General features: G+C 42.3%; 17 protein-coding genes. 13 read left to right on the top strand and 4 right to left on the bottom strand.

What is annotated here, in order from left to right:
* The first annotated feature begins 52 nt into the window (after positions 1–52).
* From ACXYMT_RS02255 to rfbD, 7 genes are read left to right on the top strand one after another with little or no spacing between them, the layout of a single operon-like run.
* Complete coding sequence (locus ACXYMT_RS02255) at positions 53–922, top strand: M23 family metallopeptidase (protein ID WP_459057463.1); 870 nt, start codon at positions 53–55, stop codon at positions 920–922.
* A 5-nt stretch (positions 923–927) separates the two neighbouring features.
* Entirely contained in the window at positions 928–2,430 is a 1,503-nt protein-coding gene (locus ACXYMT_RS02250) for a GH3 auxin-responsive promoter family protein (RefSeq protein ID WP_459057462.1), read from the top strand.
* Positions 2,431–2,433: 3 nt separating this feature from the next.
* Complete coding sequence (locus ACXYMT_RS02245; RefSeq protein WP_459057461.1) at positions 2,434–4,179, top strand: DUF6909 family protein; 1,746 nt, start codon at positions 2,434–2,436, stop codon at positions 4,177–4,179.
* Positions 4,172–5,191, top strand: a complete 1,020-nt coding sequence (rfbB, locus tag ACXYMT_RS02240; RefSeq protein WP_459057460.1) for a dTDP-glucose 4,6-dehydratase — start codon at positions 4,172–4,174, stop codon at positions 5,189–5,191. Before ACXYMT_RS02245 ends, rfbB begins: the two co-directional genes overlap by 8 nt.
* Positions 5,188–6,045, top strand: a complete 858-nt coding sequence (gene rfbA, locus ACXYMT_RS02235; RefSeq protein ID WP_459057459.1) for a glucose-1-phosphate thymidylyltransferase RfbA — start codon at positions 5,188–5,190, stop codon at positions 6,043–6,045. The genes rfbB and rfbA overlap by 4 nt, the downstream gene beginning before the upstream one ends.
* Positions 6,046–6,594 (top strand): dTDP-4-dehydrorhamnose 3,5-epimerase, encoded by a 549-nt coding sequence (gene rfbC, locus ACXYMT_RS02230; protein WP_459057458.1) that lies wholly within the window; start codon positions 6,046–6,048, stop codon positions 6,592–6,594.
* Positions 6,591–7,433, top strand: a complete 843-nt coding sequence (rfbD, locus tag ACXYMT_RS02225; RefSeq protein ID WP_459057457.1) for a dTDP-4-dehydrorhamnose reductase — start codon at positions 6,591–6,593, stop codon at positions 7,431–7,433. The genes rfbC and rfbD overlap by 4 nt, the downstream gene beginning before the upstream one ends.
* Here rfbD and ACXYMT_RS02220 read toward each other — a convergent pair.
* Positions 7,421–8,080 carry an SRPBCC family protein gene (locus tag ACXYMT_RS02220; protein ID WP_459057456.1) on the bottom strand — a complete coding sequence of 220 codons (660 nt, stop codon included), beginning with the start codon at positions 8,078–8,080 and terminating at the stop codon, positions 7,421–7,423. The two genes, rfbD and ACXYMT_RS02220, sit on opposite strands and share 13 nt — an antisense overlap.
* Before the next feature lie 180 nt (positions 8,081–8,260).
* Between ACXYMT_RS02220 and ACXYMT_RS02215 the strand changes: the two genes are divergently transcribed.
* Together ACXYMT_RS02215 and ACXYMT_RS02210 are read left to right on the top strand one after the other, a co-directional pair.
* On the top strand, positions 8,261–9,247 hold the full coding sequence (locus ACXYMT_RS02215; RefSeq protein ID WP_459057455.1) for a UDP-glucuronic acid decarboxylase family protein: 987 nt from the start codon (positions 8,261–8,263) through the stop codon (positions 9,245–9,247).
* 64 nt (positions 9,248–9,311) lie between these two features.
* Positions 9,312–10,091 carry a glycosyltransferase family 2 protein gene (locus ACXYMT_RS02210; protein WP_459057454.1) on the top strand — a complete coding sequence of 260 codons (780 nt, stop codon included), beginning with the start codon at positions 9,312–9,314 and terminating at the stop codon, positions 10,089–10,091.
* Here the strand turns inward: ACXYMT_RS02210 and ACXYMT_RS02205 are convergent.
* Positions 10,080–11,387 (bottom strand): phenylacetate--CoA ligase family protein, encoded by a 1,308-nt coding sequence (locus ACXYMT_RS02205; protein WP_459057453.1) that lies wholly within the window; start codon positions 11,385–11,387, stop codon positions 10,080–10,082. The two genes, ACXYMT_RS02210 and ACXYMT_RS02205, sit on opposite strands and share 12 nt — an antisense overlap.
* Positions 11,388–11,477: 90 nt before the next feature.
* Here ACXYMT_RS02205 and purD point away from each other — a divergent pair, with 90 nt between their 5' ends.
* Complete coding sequence (gene purD / locus ACXYMT_RS02200) at positions 11,478–12,749, top strand: phosphoribosylamine--glycine ligase (RefSeq protein WP_459057452.1); 1,272 nt, start codon at positions 11,478–11,480, stop codon at positions 12,747–12,749.
* On the opposite strand, the gene ACXYMT_RS02195 is transcribed toward purD, so the two are convergent.
* On the bottom strand, positions 12,746–12,976 hold the full coding sequence (locus ACXYMT_RS02195; RefSeq protein ID WP_459057451.1) for a DUF6341 family protein: 231 nt from the start codon (positions 12,974–12,976) through the stop codon (positions 12,746–12,748). The two genes, purD and ACXYMT_RS02195, sit on opposite strands and share 4 nt — an antisense overlap.
* Positions 12,977–13,016: 40 nt before the next feature.
* On the opposite strand from ACXYMT_RS02195, the gene ACXYMT_RS02190 reads away from it, so the two are divergent.
* From ACXYMT_RS02190 to ACXYMT_RS02180, 3 genes are all read left to right on the top strand, one after another.
* A complete protein-coding gene (locus ACXYMT_RS02190; RefSeq protein ID WP_459057449.1) occupies positions 13,017–13,940 on the top strand; it encodes a DUF6427 family protein in 924 nt (307 codons plus the stop codon).
* Between the two features lie 108 nt (positions 13,941–14,048).
* Complete coding sequence (locus ACXYMT_RS02185) at positions 14,049–14,660, top strand: DUF4254 domain-containing protein (RefSeq protein ID WP_459057448.1); 612 nt, start codon at positions 14,049–14,051, stop codon at positions 14,658–14,660.
* A gap of 9 nt (positions 14,661–14,669) precedes the next feature.
* Entirely contained in the window at positions 14,670–15,713 is a 1,044-nt protein-coding gene (locus ACXYMT_RS02180; RefSeq protein WP_459057447.1) for a glycosyltransferase family 9 protein, read from the top strand.
* 315 nt (positions 15,714–16,028) lie between these two features.
* On the opposite strand, the gene ACXYMT_RS02175 is transcribed toward ACXYMT_RS02180, so the two are convergent.
* Positions 16,029–17,081 carry a 2Fe-2S iron-sulfur cluster-binding protein gene (locus tag ACXYMT_RS02175; protein ID WP_459057446.1) on the bottom strand — a complete coding sequence of 351 codons (1,053 nt, stop codon included), beginning with the start codon at positions 17,079–17,081 and terminating at the stop codon, positions 16,029–16,031.
* Positions 17,082–17,141 lie beyond the last annotated feature (60 nt).

Raw genomic sequence — 17,141 nt, 5'->3', positions numbered from 1 at the left:
GATAAAACCTCTTTAAAATAACTTTATTATATCTTTGCCTAAGGCTTCAAATATGACCGATAACACTGAAAATAAAAGAAATTTCCGCCAAAAGCTCCTGCACAAATACAGGCTCATCATCCTCAATGAAGATACTTTTGAGGAGAAAATTTCTTTTAAGCTTACCAGGCTCAACGTATTCGTGGTAGTCACGCTTTCTGCAATCCTTTTGATCGCGGGTACGACAGTACTAATTGCTTTTACAGGTCTTAGAGAGTATATTCCGGGTTATTCTTCTACAGAACTTCAGCAAAGAGCGGTAAACCTGGCATATAAAACCGATTCTCTTCAGACTGTAGTAGAGTTGAATAATCAGTATCTTAATTCCATAAAAAGAGTACTTTCCGGGGACGTAAAGCCGGCCGAATTCAACAGGGACTCTCTAATGGAAGCCCAAAGGTTAAGTGCAGAGGAAGTAAACTTGAATCCGTCGAAGGAGGATAGCCTGTTAAGGGAGACTGTTGTGCAGGAGGATAAGTACAACTTTCTGGAAACGGCAACTTCAAGAGCAAATTATGCGCTCTTTCCCCCTCTAAAAGGACCTTTTTCGGAAGGATACAACATAAAGGACAAACATTTTGGTGTTGATATTGTAGCTTCCAACAATGCTCCCGTAAAATCTGTGGCCGACGGAACTGTAATTTTTACGGGTTGGACAGCCGAGACGGGAAATGTTATTATTGTTGAGCATAGTTATGGACTTACCTCCATTTATAAACACAACTCCTCACTTACCAAAGAGCAGGGAGACCGGGTTTTAAAGGGAGAAGTTATTGCCACAGCTGGGTCCACCGGGGAATATTCTACTGGTCCACATTTGCATTTCGAACTATGGAGTGAAGGACGACCCGTGAACCCTACAGATTTTATAGATTTTGAATAATTAGTATGTCAGTTAAATCTTTTGCATCCAAAATATTTGCAGCCTACATAAGGCGCCAGATCGATTCCTGGGCTACCAAACCGGTAGAGACCCAAAAAAGGGTTTTTGAGCACCTCTTAAGAAAAGCTGCCGATACAGAATTTGGAAAGGATCACGGGTTCAGAAATATCTCAAGCTATCGCGAGTATGCGGCAAGGGTTCCTGTGAGGGATTATGAGGATCTAAAGCCATATGTGGAAAAGGTGGTGGCCGGGGAAAAAGATATCCTGTGGCCGGGAAAACCTATCTACTTCGCAAAGACATCGGGAACTACCAGTGGCGCAAAATATATTCCATTGACCAAAGAATCAATGCCTACTCATATTGACGCTGCCCGTAATGCGATCCTGTGCTATATCAATGATACCGGCAATTCAGATTTTGTCGATGGTAAGATGATCTTTCTCCAGGGGAGTCCTGAGCTTGAGGAGAAAAACGGAATTAAATTAGGTCGACTATCTGGTATTGCCGCTCATTACGTACCCGGTTACTTGCAGCGCAACCGCATGCCATCTTGGGAAACAAATACTATTGAAGACTGGGAAACTAAAGTTGAAGCTGTAGTTGATGAAACTGTCAAAGAGGATATGTCTGTGATCAGCGGGATCCCTTCATGGGTGCAGATGTATTTTGAAAGGCTACAGGCCCGGACAGGCAAAAAGGTGGGAGAGATCTTTCCTAACTTTAATCTTTTCATTTACGGGGGAGTGAATTTTGAACCTTATCGTGCAAAATTCGAAAGCCTCATTGGTCGAAAAGTGGATAGCATAGAGCTTTTTCCTGCTTCTGAAGGGTTTTTTGCTTTCCAGGACAGGCAAGATGAAAAGGGAATGCTCTTGCAACTTGACTCCGGAATATTCTATGAATTTATTAAAGCTGATGAATTCTATTCCGAAAATCCAAGACGATATACCATTGGGGAAGTTGAACTGGGGATAAATTATGTTTTGATCATTTCAACTACTGCAGGTCTTTGGGCTTATAACATTGGAGATACCGTGCAGTTCACATCTCTGGCTCCTTTCAGGGTGATCGTTTCGGGGAGAATAAAGCATTTTATTTCGGCTTTTGGAGAGCATGTAATTGCGAAGGAAGTGGAGCAGGCAATGCAGGAAGCTACGGCCGGCACGGGAGTGCAGATCTCTGAATTCACAGTTGCACCTCAAATCACACCCGAAGGGGAACAACTTCCTTACCACGAATGGTTCATAGAATTTGAGGAAGAACCTAAAGATTTAGATACTTTTGCTTCAGCTTTAGACAGATCACTTCAGCAGCAAAATTCATATTACCTGGACCTGATAGAAGGAAAGATCCTTCAGCAGTTAAAGATCAGCCGGGTTCCCGCAAATGGTTTTCAGCAGTATATGAAATCGATCGGAAAACTGGGCGGACAAAATAAATTGCCGAGGCTTTCGAATGATCGCAAGATCGCCGAAGCTTTGGAAAACATTATAAACAGTAAATAATTTATGGGTAATTTAAAATTACAGGGACGCACACGAGCACAGGAAAGTTCAAACGCTATTGAACGAATGTATATTACAATGCGTCACCTTTTTAACCGTGGTTTCTACAAACCTATGGGCGTTTCCGGGGAGACGCTTCGCGAATCTTTATTAATTCTACGCCCCGAAATATATGGCTCTGTAGCCGAAGAAAAAGTAGAATTAAATGGTCTTCTTTACGTGATGGACAGGCTGCCTTTAGGCATTGAAGAATGTAGGTTTATCAACCTCACAAGTGATGAAGGTTATGGTAATTCTCATTTTAAGCCTATAGTTCCACCAAAAAGACGCAGGAATTGTTACAGGATAGATGAGGAGCAAATGAATATTGAGATCACCCGCGGGCGATCTGAGATCTATGACATCCTTACGCACCTTACTTTCCTCTTTATTGAATCTCATAAAGTAATGAGACGAGTTTTAATTGATGAAGAAGGAGAAGTATCGCGCGACTGGCAAAAGTTGGAGATGGCGGTGACTCAAAAAGAGCCGCTAACTCAGGCACATCGCGAAGTTGCGTTAACTCATACGGCAAATATTTTAGGTCGCACCTTTAGGGAAGTGACCACGATTTATCCCCTTTTTAGCACCTCATCCAGCCCGGAGAGATTCCTCCACATCATTTATTACCTCGGAAAATTGGCAATTGATGAGATGCTAAATAACAACAAGAGGATCGTAACTTTTAGCCCGGTGTTGCGTGAGCGACTTGGTCACCATATTCACGGGGAGATCTGGGCGAACAAGATCAAAGAGGTTTTGCTTGAAAAAAATCTAATGAACCGTCCTTTGCACATTATAAGTGCCAATATGCACAGCGTAATGAATACGCTGTATGCTTCGGAAGCTTTAAAGGCCGAGCTTAAGAAGAAATCCCTTTTCGGGATCTATGAGGACCTTAGCAATAACGCAAATGGGCAGCTAAGGATGAAGGTGATGAAAAATGCAGTTTCTGAAGGAATGATTTTTATTGAAGATACCAGTGGTGCCAATATTGATGTTCAGATCTTTGATACTGCAAAAATGTCTTCAATTAATCCGAAGTTCAGCTTTGATAAAAAGGCAAAAGATGAAGATAAGCCGGTGATCATGGTAATGGATTACGCGTTTGGAGAGCAGGCTTATGAGACGATGGACGAAATGTTGAAGCCATATCAATCTGAACAAGGGAATATCCACCTGAATGTTGCGTCCATATCATTGATGGGTAAGGCAGGAATCCTGGTCGGTGGTAAGGGAGATATTATGATTCCTACAGCTCACCTTTTTGAGGGTACAGCCGATAATTACCCGTTCAAAAATGAACTTACCAAAGCCGATCTTGAAGGCAACGGTATTCATGTTTGCGATGGTTCTATGGTTACAGTTTTAGGTACGTCCCTTCAAAACAAAGACATTTTGAAATTTTTCCACGAATCTACCTGGAATGTAGTTGGTCTTGAGATGGAAGGAGCGCATTACCAAAAAGCCATACAGGCAGCCTCCAGGTTGAGAGGGAATATAAGTGAAGATGTGAAGGTGAGATATGCTTATTACGCTTCAGATAACCCACTGGAAACCGGAAGCACTTTAGCCTCAGGCGGACTTGGGACCACAGGTGTAAAACCAACTTACCTAATCACAGAAAAAATACTGGAACAGATCTTTGAACTTCCGAAGGAAAAGGAAAAGAAAGACAAATCAGACAAGAAAGAAACCGTAAATGGATAATAAGAAATATACCCTAATTACCGGAGGTGCCGGCTTTATTGGCTCAAATTATATCAATCTTTTTATTGAAGATAAAGATACTCATATAGTAAACCTGGATCTCCTGACTTATGCAGGGGATCTTGGAAATCTTGAGGTTGACGGCCATGAGAATTACACCTTTGTCAAGGGAGACATCCGGGATAAGGAGCTCGTAAAAGAGCTGTTCGAAAAATACCATTTTTCGCAGGTAATAAATTTTGCAGCTGAATCTCATGTAGATAACTCTATTCTTAATCCTGCAGCCTTTGTTGAAACCAACATCAACGGAACTTTCAACCTACTACAAACGGCTTACACGCTATGGATGAACGGTCCTTTTGAACTAAAGGATGAATTTAGCGACGCTAAATTCCTTCATGTCTCTACCGATGAGGTTTATGGAACTTTAGGTCCTGAAGGATTATTCACTGAAGAAACTCCGTATGCGCCCAACAGCCCGTATTCAGCTTCAAAAGCGGCTTCAGACTTTCTTGTCAGGAGTTATTTCCACACATACGGAATGCCGGTATTGACGACAAACTGTTCAAACAATTATGGTCCGCACCAGCATGACGAGAAGCTTATACCCACCATTATTCGAACTGCCCTGAAAAAGCAGCCGATTCCGATCTACGGAGACGGAAAAAATGTGCGTGACTGGCTTTATGTAGCCGATCATTGTAAGGGTATAAAGCTGGTTCTTGAAAATGGGAAATTCGGGGAAACTTATAACATTGGGGGTCGCAATGAAAGGGAGAATATATATATCGCGCAAAAGATCTCCGAAATTTTGGATAGATTAGTGCCTCGTGAAGACGGCAAGAGCTATACAGATTTGATCACTTTTGTAAAAGACAGGCCGGGCCACGACCAGCGTTACGCTATTGATGCAACAAAGCTGGAATCTGAGTTAGGTTGGAAAGCCGATGAGAATTTTGAATCGGGTATTGAAAAGACGGTACAGTGGTACCTGGAAAAATATAAGGCATGAAAGGCATTATCCTTGCCGGAGGATCGGGAACACGATTACACCCATTAACGCTAGCGGTAAGCAAGCAATTAATGCCTGTGTATGATAAGCCTATGATCTATTATCCGCTCTCGACCCTCATGATGGCGGGAATAAAAGAGATCCTTATTATTTCTACTCCCAAGGACCTGCCAATGTTCAGGGAGCTTTTAGGAGATGGTAGCCGGTATGGATGTGAATTTGAATATGCTGTACAAGAGGAGCCCCGTGGCCTTGCCGAAGCCTTTATCATAGGTGCAGATTTCATCGGAAATGAAAAGGTAGCACTCATTCTTGGAGACAATATTTTCTATGGGTCGGGACTTGATAAGTTGCTTCAAAACAACAATGATCCAAACGGCGGAATGATCTTCGCCTACCACGTGCACGACCCAAAACGTTACGGAGTGGTGGATTTTGACCAGGCAGGGAACGTGATCTCGATAGAAGAAAAACCCACCTCCCCAAAATCTAATTTTGCTGTCCCGGGGATATATTTTTATGACAGTGATGTTGTAGAAATTGCAAGGAACATTAAGCCATCGGCCAGGGGAGAACTTGAGATCACAGATGTGAATAATGCATATCTTAGAAAAAGGAAATTACAAGTGAGCATTCTCGACAAGGGAACAGCCTGGCTGGATACCGGCACCTTTGATTCCCTCATGAAAGCTTCACAATTTGTGCAGGTGATAGAAGAGCGACAGGGACTTAAGATTGGAGCAATTGAAGAAACAGCCTTTAAAATGGGCTATATTAATAAAGAACAGCTGCACCGCCTTGCGCAGCCATTGCTGAAAAGCGGTTACGGAGAATACCTTTTACAACTGGATTAGATGTTAGAACTGGAAGAGACCCCTTTGAAAGATTGTTTTTTGCTGAAGCCTTCAGTGTTTCGGGATCACCGCGGCACCTTTTTAGAGAGCTTCAGTCAAAGGAGATTTGAGGAAGTGACAGGATTGCAGATGGATTTTGTACAGGACAATCAATCGTCTTCCAAAAAGGGTGTTTTGAGAGGCCTTCATTTTCAAAAAGGAGAATTCGCACAGTCCAAGCTGGTAAGAACGGTAGTTGGTAAGGTGTTGGACGTGGTTGTAGATCTTAGGCCCGCTTCTCCTACCTTCAAAAAATCTTTTAAGGCTGTTTTAAGCGATGAAAACCATCATCAGCTCTTTGTGCCTGCCGGTTTTGCCCACGGCTTTCTAACGCTTTCAGAAGTCTCGGTTTTTGCATACAAGTGCGATCAGTATTTCCATAAAGATGCAGATGCCGGGGTATATTTCAATGACCCCGAATTTAAGATAGATTGGAATTACCCAATAGACGAACTAATCCTTTCCGAAAAAGATAAAAATCTTCCACTTTTTAAAGAATTAGAGCTATGAAAATATTAGTCACAGGAGCGGGTGGTCAATTGGGAAGATGTTTCAGAAAAGCTTCTCTTAATTACCCCGATTGGGATTTCACCTTTACAACTTCCGAAGATCTGGACCTGTCACAGTTCGCTGTGGTAGGTGCCTACCTGCGCAGGGAAAAATATGACATCTGTATCAATTGCGCCGCTTACACAAAGGTCGATCAGGCAGAGAAGGAGCAGGAAATGGCGTACCTCACCAATGCAGAAAGCGTACGGAACCTCGCCAAAGACTGTGAAGAGATTGCCTGTACTTTAATTCACTTTTCTACAGATTATGTGTTTAACGGAAAGAAAACAACTCCATATTCAGAAGAAGATCAAACAGATCCCCTAAACGTTTATGGAGCCTCGAAGCTTCTGGGAGAGCAGTACATTCAGGACGCCATGTCGAAATACTACATCTTTAGGACGTCATGGCTTTATTCGGATATCGGGAAAAACTTTTTTAATACTATAAGAACTAGAGCAGAAGAAGGGGAAACTCTAAATATCACTACTTCTCAAAAAGGGACGCCAACAAACGCGCATGATCTAGCCGATTTTGTTCTGGGAATCCTGGCACAGGGTAAAAAAAATTACGGCATCTATCATTACAGCAATGGGGGCGAGGCGACCTGGTATGATTTTGCAAAAGAGATCTTGAACTTGATGGAATCTCGTACCCAGTTGAATGAAAATAACGACTTCGAAACACTGGCTGTTAGGCCGGAGTACAGCGTTCTGAGTAAGGAGAAGATACAGAAGGTCTTTGGTTTACCAGTTCCCCACTGGAAGGAGAGTCTTAAGGAGCTTTCTCAAAAGCTATAATCTCTCTCAATAAACCATTTAAAATTCTTTACATCTTCTTCCACCATATCTTCAAACACGGGATTAAAAAGGCGGGCAGCACTTTCACCGGCTATTCCGCCGGGAGCGTGGTAAGAGATCACAACGTGCAGTTCTGTTCCACCACCGGCATCGTGAAACTCTACCTTTCCTGCATTTTCAATGCCCGAACCCGGTAAGGATTGCCAGCCAAGAAGCTCAAAAGGACGCTCTTTTACAATTTCGCTTTTCCATCGCAGGGTTCCCACATGTCCCGGTAAACTTGCCTCCCAAACAGAGATGCTGTCATTTAGACTCTCTACACTTTCCAAATGTTCCATAAACAGCGGAAGATTTTCCAGATTTCTCCAGAAGGTATACACCTCTTCCCGTGGTTTATCAACAAACAATCTCAGCTGAATATTCACATTTCGGCTGCGGTTATCTGGCTTTGTCTTTCCTATAGCGTTGTATAGTAAACAATTACCCGATATTCCGCGGTAGAGAAGATAACCTGCAAGAACAGCTTCAATACCGCTCTTTTTCTCCTTTCCTAAAGCATCATATAAAAAATATGCTCCTGCCAAAAAGGAAGCACCTCTTTCTGCCGGACTAACATTGGTGTAAAAATGTTGTAAAAGATTCCTCATGGGTCTGGATTTTTCTGTTTTACAGCCTAATTTACTCATATTGAGACTCAGGCTTAGTTTTAGTTATGCTTAAATTGGGTTAAAGTATTCTTAAATGCGGCAAAAATAGGAGCAGCAGCAGGATTGTATAATGGCGATGAGGCCTAATTTTATTACTTTCGGAAGTAAAACCAACCAAGAATGAAAAGGATACTCATCACCGGGGCCGCGGGATTCCTCGGTTCTCATCTCTGCGACAAATTCATAAATGAGGGTTATCACGTGATAGGTATGGACAACCTGATTACAGGTGATAAAAGAAATATTGAGCATCTTTTTAAACTGGAAAACTTCGAATTTTACCACCACGACGTCACGACTTTTGTACACGTGCCCGGTAAGCTTGATTATATTTTGCACTTCGCTTCTCCTGCCAGTCCTATTGATTACCTTAAAATTCCAATACAAACCCTCAAGGTAGGTTCCCTGGGTACCCACAATTTACTGGGTCTGGCAATGGAAAAAAAGGCGCGCATCCTCATTGCTTCTACTTCTGAAGTTTATGGTGATCCTCAGGTCCATCCTCAAACCGAAGATTACTACGGAAATGTGAATACCATTGGTCCCCGGGGAGTTTATGACGAAGCCAAAAGGTTTCAGGAGTCAATTACCATGGCATATCACCGCTTCCACGGGCTGGAGACCCGGATCGTGAGGATCTTCAACACCTATGGTCCCCGAATGAGATTAAATGACGGGCGGGTAATTCCGGCTTTTATTGGTCAGGCACTTCGAGGAGAAGATCTCACAGTTTTCGGCGACGGGTCTCAAACCCGTTCTTTTTGCTATGTAGATGACCAGGTAGAAGGAATCTACAAACTGTTGTTGAGTGATTATGCTTATCCCGTGAACATTGGAAACCCTCACGAGATCACGATAAAAGACTTTGCCGAAGAGATCATTAAACTAACAGGAACAGATCAAAAGATCATTTATAAACCTTTACCTGAAGATGACCCGATGCAACGCCAGCCCGATATCTCCAGGGCTAAAGAATTACTTGGATGGGAGCCGAAAGTGTCACGTAGTGAAGGCATGAAAAGGACCTATGAATATTTCAAGGGCCTTACAGAAGAGGAACTTCATCGTAGCGAGCACAAGGATTTTTCAAAACATATTCGAAAATAACATTTTTCAGGCCTGTAGTTTTTGGCCGTTCCCGAAGATTTTTTATAATGACTAAAACCTTTAAATGAACACCGAATCTGTGGTTTCTGTCATTATGCCGGCATTTAATGCAGCCGAATTTATAGCTGAAAGTATCCGTTCTGTTCAGCAGCAAACCTATTCCTCCTGGGAGTTACTGGTAATAGATGATGCTTCAACAGATGGAACTTCTCAAGTAGTTGAAGGTCTGGTTGAAAATGATGACCGTATAAAACTGCACGTGCTGCCCACTAATCAAGGTGCCGGTTTCGCCAGGAATATTGGAATTAAGGCTGCCACAGGAGACTATATTTCTTTTCTGGACGCCGATGACCTATGGAAGTCTCACAAGCTGCAAACTCAGCTTGCTGTAATGAAAGAGGAAGGTGAGAAGGTCTGCTTCAGCAGCTATGGACTTATGGATGAAAGTGGTCGTAGTCTTGATAAGCAAATAAAGGCATTAAAAATTCTCACTTTTGACAAACTTAAAAAAGCCAACTACATAGGTAACCTTACCGGGATATATAATGCGTCGGTATTGGGTAAGATCTATTGTCCGCTCATCCGGAAGCGGCAGGACTGGGGCCTTTGGCTCCTGGCAGTTAAAAAAGCCGGAGGAGCAAGAGGAATTCAGGAGCCGTTAGCTATCTACAGGGAACGCCGTGGATCAATTTCGGGAAATAAAATAGAGATGCTTAAGTACAACTACAGGGTCTACAGAAAGGTGCTGAAATATTCCTCTCTAAAAAGCCTTTTTTGGATGCTCTTATTCCTGTGGGAGCAATTATTTGTAAAACAGAAGCAAAAGGTAGCCTTAGATAAGTGATTCGAACTGCTTCAGCTTTCCTCTTTTGCTTCGGTTGAGGGTGGTTTTGTGTTCAAAGTCCAGATCAAGACCCTTTTCAAGGTAAACTTCCATAGCTTCCTCGATCTTTTTTCGCTTTTCAGGTTCCAATTCTACTTCAGAAACATAAATGACCTTAAATGAACCGGGTTCAGTCTGTTGGACAATGAATTCTTTTATTTGTCCGTCATTCTCGATCACACTTTTTGTAACGTAATAAAAAGTAAGGCCCGGAACCACTTTTCCGCTGGGTAAAACCGCGACATCATTCGTTCTTCCCAGTAGCTTCTTTAAAATCGGTTTTTTGAGAGTGGAGTTTTCTGCAAGAGAGCCGGTATCGCCTATGTCGTACCGAATGAACGGATGAGCCTTATTATATAGGGAAGTAATAACGATCCTCCCTTCTTCACCGTAAGGCAGAATTTTTCCTTGATCGTCTAAAATCTCCACGAACATGGTCTCACTGTTAAGCACCCATTCCCCTTCAGGGTTTTGAAATGCAAGCAAACCAAGTTCGCTGGCGCCGTATTCATTTACTATGGGTACGCCAAAAGTTTCTTCCAGAAGTATTTTATCTTCTTCAAAGAACATTTCACTGGTCACGATACACAGCTTAAGTTGCGGACAAATCTCTTTCAGGATGAGATTCTTTTTCTTCAGGAACTTTGCGAACAGCACGATCGAACTTGTGTAGCCATTGATGTAATCAAAGCTCTTCTTCTGAAATTCTGTCAGGAATTCCTCCATCTTCTCATCGCTGAGGTTAAAAATTGGAAATCTATATCGAAAGCCGAAACGATCTTTTATTCGTTCTTTGAAATAACCGAATTTATCGAGGGGAATTCCGTAGAAACGGGCCTGTACAGACCTGTCAAGGTCGATATCATACCAACGATAACGGTCGTTGAATTCTGCCCAGGAAAGGGCGTGGCAAAAACGGTCTTTTGCAAAAATAAAGGGATGCCCACTGGAACCTGAAGTTTTCCCAACATAGCTATTCTTGGTGCTAAAATTTTTGCTGAATCGCTCTTCTAAAGGCCTCTGGAGATCGCTTTTTTTCATTACCGGCACCTCTTCCCATTTGCTGTATTTGTCCCCACCAAAGAAATCTTTGTAAAGAGAATTGTTATGCAAGTGGTAATTGACGATCTCCTCCTTCTTTCTTTCCACATAGGCGGCATATTCCGCTTCGGGAATATTTTTGATCTCCTCCAGGGCGTTTTTGGCCTTTTTGATGGGGAAGCGATTGAGTTGTAATGAAAGGCTAAACCAGTTCAAGAGTTAAGAAAGATTGTTTTTTATGCCAATAAGTTAGTGCTTCAATTTACAAACAATTATTTTTGAGGCAAGAAAGAAAACACAAGCCTTATGAATATTCTCATCCTTGGCTCCGGCGGCCGTGAGCACACCTTTGCACACCAACTTTCCAAAAGTGACAATTGCGACAAGCTTTTTGTAGCACCCGGAAATGCCGGTACAGCAAAAATAGCAACAAATGTTGCAGTAAGTGTGACAGATTTCGAAGCTGTAAAGGAGCTGGTATTAAGGGAAAATATTGAAATGATGGTCGTGGGTCCTGAAGATCCTTTGGTACAGGGGATTGTGGATTTCTTTAACCGGGATGAAGAATTGAAAAAGGTGTTAGTAATTGGACCTTCAAAACGAGGTGCATTGCTGGAAGGGAGCAAGGAAAGAGCCAAAGAATTTATGGGTATGTACAAGATACCTACAGCGGCTTATGAAAGCTTTAAAGCTGAAAGTCTTGCTGCCGGAAAAGAATTCCTTACTACTCTTAAACCTCCATACGTTTTAAAAGCCGATGGACTGGCAGCCGGGAAAGGAGTATTGATCCTCGACTCACTTGAGGAAGCACAGAATGAGTTGGAAAATATGCTTACCAATAATAAGTTTGGAACAGCAGGGAATACCGTAGTGATAGAAGAATTTCTCGATGGCATTGAACTCAGTGTTTTTGTGCTTACCGATGGAAAGGATTATAAAATTTTGCCGACGGCAAAAGATTATAAGCGAATTGGAGAAGGAGATACCGGACTAAATACAGGCGGAATGGGAGCTATTTCCCCTGTTCCCTTTGCAGATGAAGATTTCATGAAGAAGGTGGAGGAGAGGATCGTTAAACCGACCATTGACGGACTTCGAGCCGAAAATATCGACTATAAAGGCTTTGTGTTCATAGGTCTAATCAAAGTAGGAGAGGAGCCTTATGTAATTGAGTACAACGTGCGAATGGGAGATCCCGAAACAGAGGTAGTACTGCCACGAATAGAATCTGATCTTGTTGAGGTTTTTCAAAAAGTTGCTACCGGCAAGTTAAACGACGTAGAGCTTCAGGTGAAAAAAGAATCCGCTGCTACTTTAATGCTGGTTTCGGGAGGATATCCCGAAGCTTATGAAAAAGGGAAAGTGATTTCGGGACTCCAAAATGTTGAAGACTCTATAGTCTTTCATGCAGGAACTTCCCAAAAGGATGGGCAGGTAGTGACCAGCGGTGGTCGCGTAATAGCAATTACTTCATTTGGGAATGACTATAAAGAGGCCATAAAAAAATCTTACCAAAATGCTGAAAAACTTCATTTTGATAAGATGTATTTTAGAAAAGATATAGGTTTTGACCTCTAACCCAGGAAAGAATGAGCGCTGGTTTCACGCTTTTCCTCATTGCGGTCATTGAATTTTTTCAGCTGTTTCATCCAATAAATAAAAGCTGCAAAAGCAACAATGATAAAGATCCAGTTCACTGCATTTGCCAGCCACCAGCTATCTAACTCAAGATTGGCCAGTTCATTGAACGGTGCGAACAGGTAATCTTCAAAAATGGTCTGTATCCCCTCGAAAAAATCCCTCATAGTAGTTATATTTAACTCCACAAAAATATAAAAAACCCTAATGCTAACAAGCTTTTTTAGCAATTCACGGCCAATCAACTTCATAATAGTAGCCGTTTATATTCTGATCTTCTATCTGTTTGCCAATGTTAGCACTCTATTAACCTCTAACCTTTGGACTATTCTACAGGAGGTAGGAATGTTGCTCTTGCTGGTGCTTAGTGTCTTTCTGCTCAATTTTATTTCCGGAAGAAATGAGTTGACGGGGCGCAACGCTTACAAAAGTGTATTGTTTGCGGGTTTTCTCTGCATGTTTGCGGCTGCAATGCAAAACAATGATGTCATCCTGGCTAATTTGTTCGTGCTGTTGTCGCTAAGGCGCATTCTTTCGTTCCGGTCACAACGCGAGACCGTGAAGAAGATCTTTGATGCAACATTATGGGTTGGAGTAGCTTCTCTTTTCTATTTTTGGAGCATTCTGTTTTTATTTGTGGTCTACTTCGGGATTCTGGTGCATGTAGGTCACAGGTTCAAGAATTGGTTAGTGCCACTGGTTGCTCTCTTAACGTTGCTTTCGCTGGTTACCTGTATCGATCTTTTAATTACCGATTCTTTTTACACGCTTACAGACTGGGCGCAGGCTTCAAATTTCCATTTTGAAAATTATCGTGACTCCCAACTACTCATTCCCGCTGCCTTTTTACTTGCATTAACAGCATGGTCAACATTCTTTTACATGTTGATAATTCAAAAAGCCAGTGCTAATGCCAAAGCTTCCCTGTTCCTTATTCTTCTTTGCGCAGGAGTGGCTCTCACTGTAGCTGTTTTGGCCCCTACAAAGAACGGCAGCGAACTCATGTTTTTCTTTGCACCCCTGGCAATCATCGTCACCAATTATTTTCAACATATGAATGATAAATGGTTTAAAGAAATTCTATTTATAACCATTATCCTCCTGCCTGTATTGCTTCTGCTGCTGTTCTAAGCTTCAGAAGTTTGAAAATCACTCCTTAAAAAAGCTAAAAATCCGGTACCTTTGCCAAAATTGTAAATCGGTGGTTTTTCTTCAGAAGAACCGGAAAAAATTCAGAATATGTTTTCAGATAAAGCCAATCAAATATTCAACGAAGTAGTTGAAAAATATCACGAGATCAATACTGTGGGACAGGAATTCCACAATCCCTACGACGAAAAGGAGCAGTTGCTCGAGCATTTGTTGTACCGCAAATGTTGGATCGACACCGTACAATGGCATTATGAAGACATCATTCGGGACCCCAACATCGATCCTGTTGCGGCGCTAAAGCTAAAAAGACAGATAGATGCCTCCAACCAGGACCGTACAGATATGGTGGAGTATATTGATAGTTATTTTCTCGACAAATACAAGGATGTAGAACCCAAGCCCGATGCTACTATTAATTCTGAAAGTCCCGCATGGGCAATTGACCGGCTTTCGATCCTTGCACTAAAGATCTATCACATGAATGAAGAAGCAAATCGCGTTGAGGCAGGGCAGGATCACATGATCAAGTGCCAGGCGAAGCTCGATGTATTGCTTGAACAGCGAGTTGATCTTTCTACTGCTATCAATCAACTTTTGGAAGATATCGCAAACGGTGACAAGTACATGAAGGTGTACAGGCAAATGAAGATGTACAATGATGACGAGCTGAATCCTGTTTTAAGAGGAGCTAAAAAATAGCATTTTTGGATGGAGAGACCGCGCCACATCTTAGTGATCCGCCTTTCGGCTATGGGAGACGTGGCGATGATGGTGCCGGTATTGAAAGCTTTTACTGAAAAATATCCCGATGTAAAGCTCACCCTGCTTACCCGAAGATTTTTTGCACCACTTTTTGAGGAACTCCCCAATGTTCAGGTTTTTGAGGCTGAAGTCAAAGGCAGACACAAGGGTGTTGGCGGACTTTATAAACTTTCTTCTGAACTCCTCGATCTGAAGATTGATGCAGTAGCCGATCTTCACAATGTACTTCGCTCAAATGTTCTGAAGCTTTTCTTTAAGCTGAAGGGTTTGCCGGTACGACAAATAAACAAGGGCCGCAGAGAAAAAGCCGCCCTTACCCGAAGAAAGAACAAGATCTTCCAACAGCTGAAATCTACCCATCAAAGATATGCCGATGTTTTTGAAAAGTTAGGCTATCCGTTGAACCTGAAATTGGTAGAACATTTAGTAAAGCAGGAATTACCGGAGAAGGTCACTCAAATTACAGGAGAACCTTCGGGAAAATGGATCGGCATTGCTCCTTTTGCTCAGCATGCTTCTAAAGCCTATCCCGAAGATCTCATGAAGGAGGTTTTACAGGATCTTCAAAAAGAGGAAAATCTAAAGGTCTTTTTGTTGGGTGGTGGTCCGGTAGAAACCGGTAAGCTCGCCGCATGGGAATCGGAATTCTCCAAGGTCATCTCTGTTGCCGGAAAGTTGATGTTTCAGGAAGAACTGGCTCTTATTTCCAATCTTGACCTAATGGTCTCTATGGATAGTGGGAACGGACATTTGGCAGCAAATTACGGAGTGCCGGTGATCACCCTGTGGGGATTAACTCATCCCTACACAGGATTCGCTCCCTTTCGCCAGCCCGAAACCAATTTCCTCCTGCCCGATCATGAAAAATATCCCGACATCCCAACTTCTATTTACGGAAAAGACATTCCGAAGGGATATGAGGAAGTGATGAGGACAATTCCACCAAGGAGCGTGGTTCAAAAAATTAAGGAAGTTATCGTGCAGGAATAATTTTAAAGCACCAAGCACCGAGCACCAAAAATTTCAAGCAGCAAACTCCAATTGGGATTCATTGATGAGGTTCCAAAAATGGCTTTTTTGGATACCCCTGTTGCAGCCTTACAGGCTGCTCGAACCCGATCGCTTATAGTGCCGGAGCTTAGCTCCTGCCTCGTTTATTCGAGGCTTTCAGCTTCTAAGTCGGTTTTCTAAAACACAACCAAAAAAATACCCTTCAAAAATGTCCTTTTTGAAGGGTATTTTGTTAAGATTTTTGATCTCACGTCTCACGTCTCACGTCTCACATCCAAATCTCACATCTAATATCTATACATCATCATAATCCACCTTAAGCGTTCCGGAAGTGGGATGTGCCTGGCAGGTTAAGATAAGTCCTTCTTCGATCTCGCTATCCACGAGAATGGAATTTTTTTCCATTTCGGCGGTACCTTCGGTGATGCGGGCTACGCAGCTGCTGCAAATTCCGCCCTGGCAGGAATAGGGAACATCAATATCATTATCAAGAGCCATTTCGAGAACTGTCTTGTTCTTGGGCATTGTTAGAGTGAACTCTTCTTCATCAACTTTAATGACAAGTTCTGTGTCTCCTGAAAGATCTGATTTTACCTGTCCTTCAACTTCGCTGTTGAAAAGCTCGAAAAGGATCTGTTCTTTTTTAATGTTGTTGTTCAGAAGGATATCAGTGACATTGTTGATCATATTCTCCGGTCCGCACAAGTAGAACTTGGTGAAGCTAACATCTTTAAACCTGTTCTTTAGCACATAATTTACAGTACTTTGGTCGATCCTGCCGTAGTGTGATTCTTCTTCTTTGGTTCGGCTGTAAACGAACTCAATGAACAGCCTGTCCGGGTGCTCCATTTGCAGTTTCAGCAATTCTTTAAAAAAGATGGTGTCATCCGGAGTTTTGTTTCCATAAACCAGCACGAACCGGCTGTGTTTTTCCACTTGAAGAACTGTCTTTAGGATAGACATTACAGGGGTAATTCCACTTCCCGCAGCGAAGGCAGCATAGGTGTGCTGGCGACCATCCTGTTCCGGTTCAAAAATAAACTTTCCTTCGGGAGGATGAACTTCGAGCATCTCTCCGGCCTGAAGTTTATTGTTTGCCAAAACAGAGAAGGTTCCATCTTTAACTTCCTTAACAGTTACTCTAAAAGTTTCCTCTGTTGGGGGGGTGCAAAGAGAATAGGCGCGACGCACCTCTTTTCCTTCTATAGTGGTTCTTATCGTCACATATTGTCCTGCCTTAAAGGAAAATTCCTTTTTTAAGTCCTGTGGTATTTCAAATTCAAGGCTTACCGCCTCTTCTGTTTCCCTGATGATGTCTTTAATCTTTAGCGGAAAGAATTTGCTCATTTTTATTGGGTATTTGCGGCAAAAGTACAAAGTATGTGAATTTATTCTTGTAACAAAATC

It is taken from the genome of Salinimicrobium sp. CAU 1759 (assembly GCF_054482715.1).
Note: the sequence above shows the minus strand (reverse complement) of the source record. Positions and strands in the feature narration are given on the sequence as shown.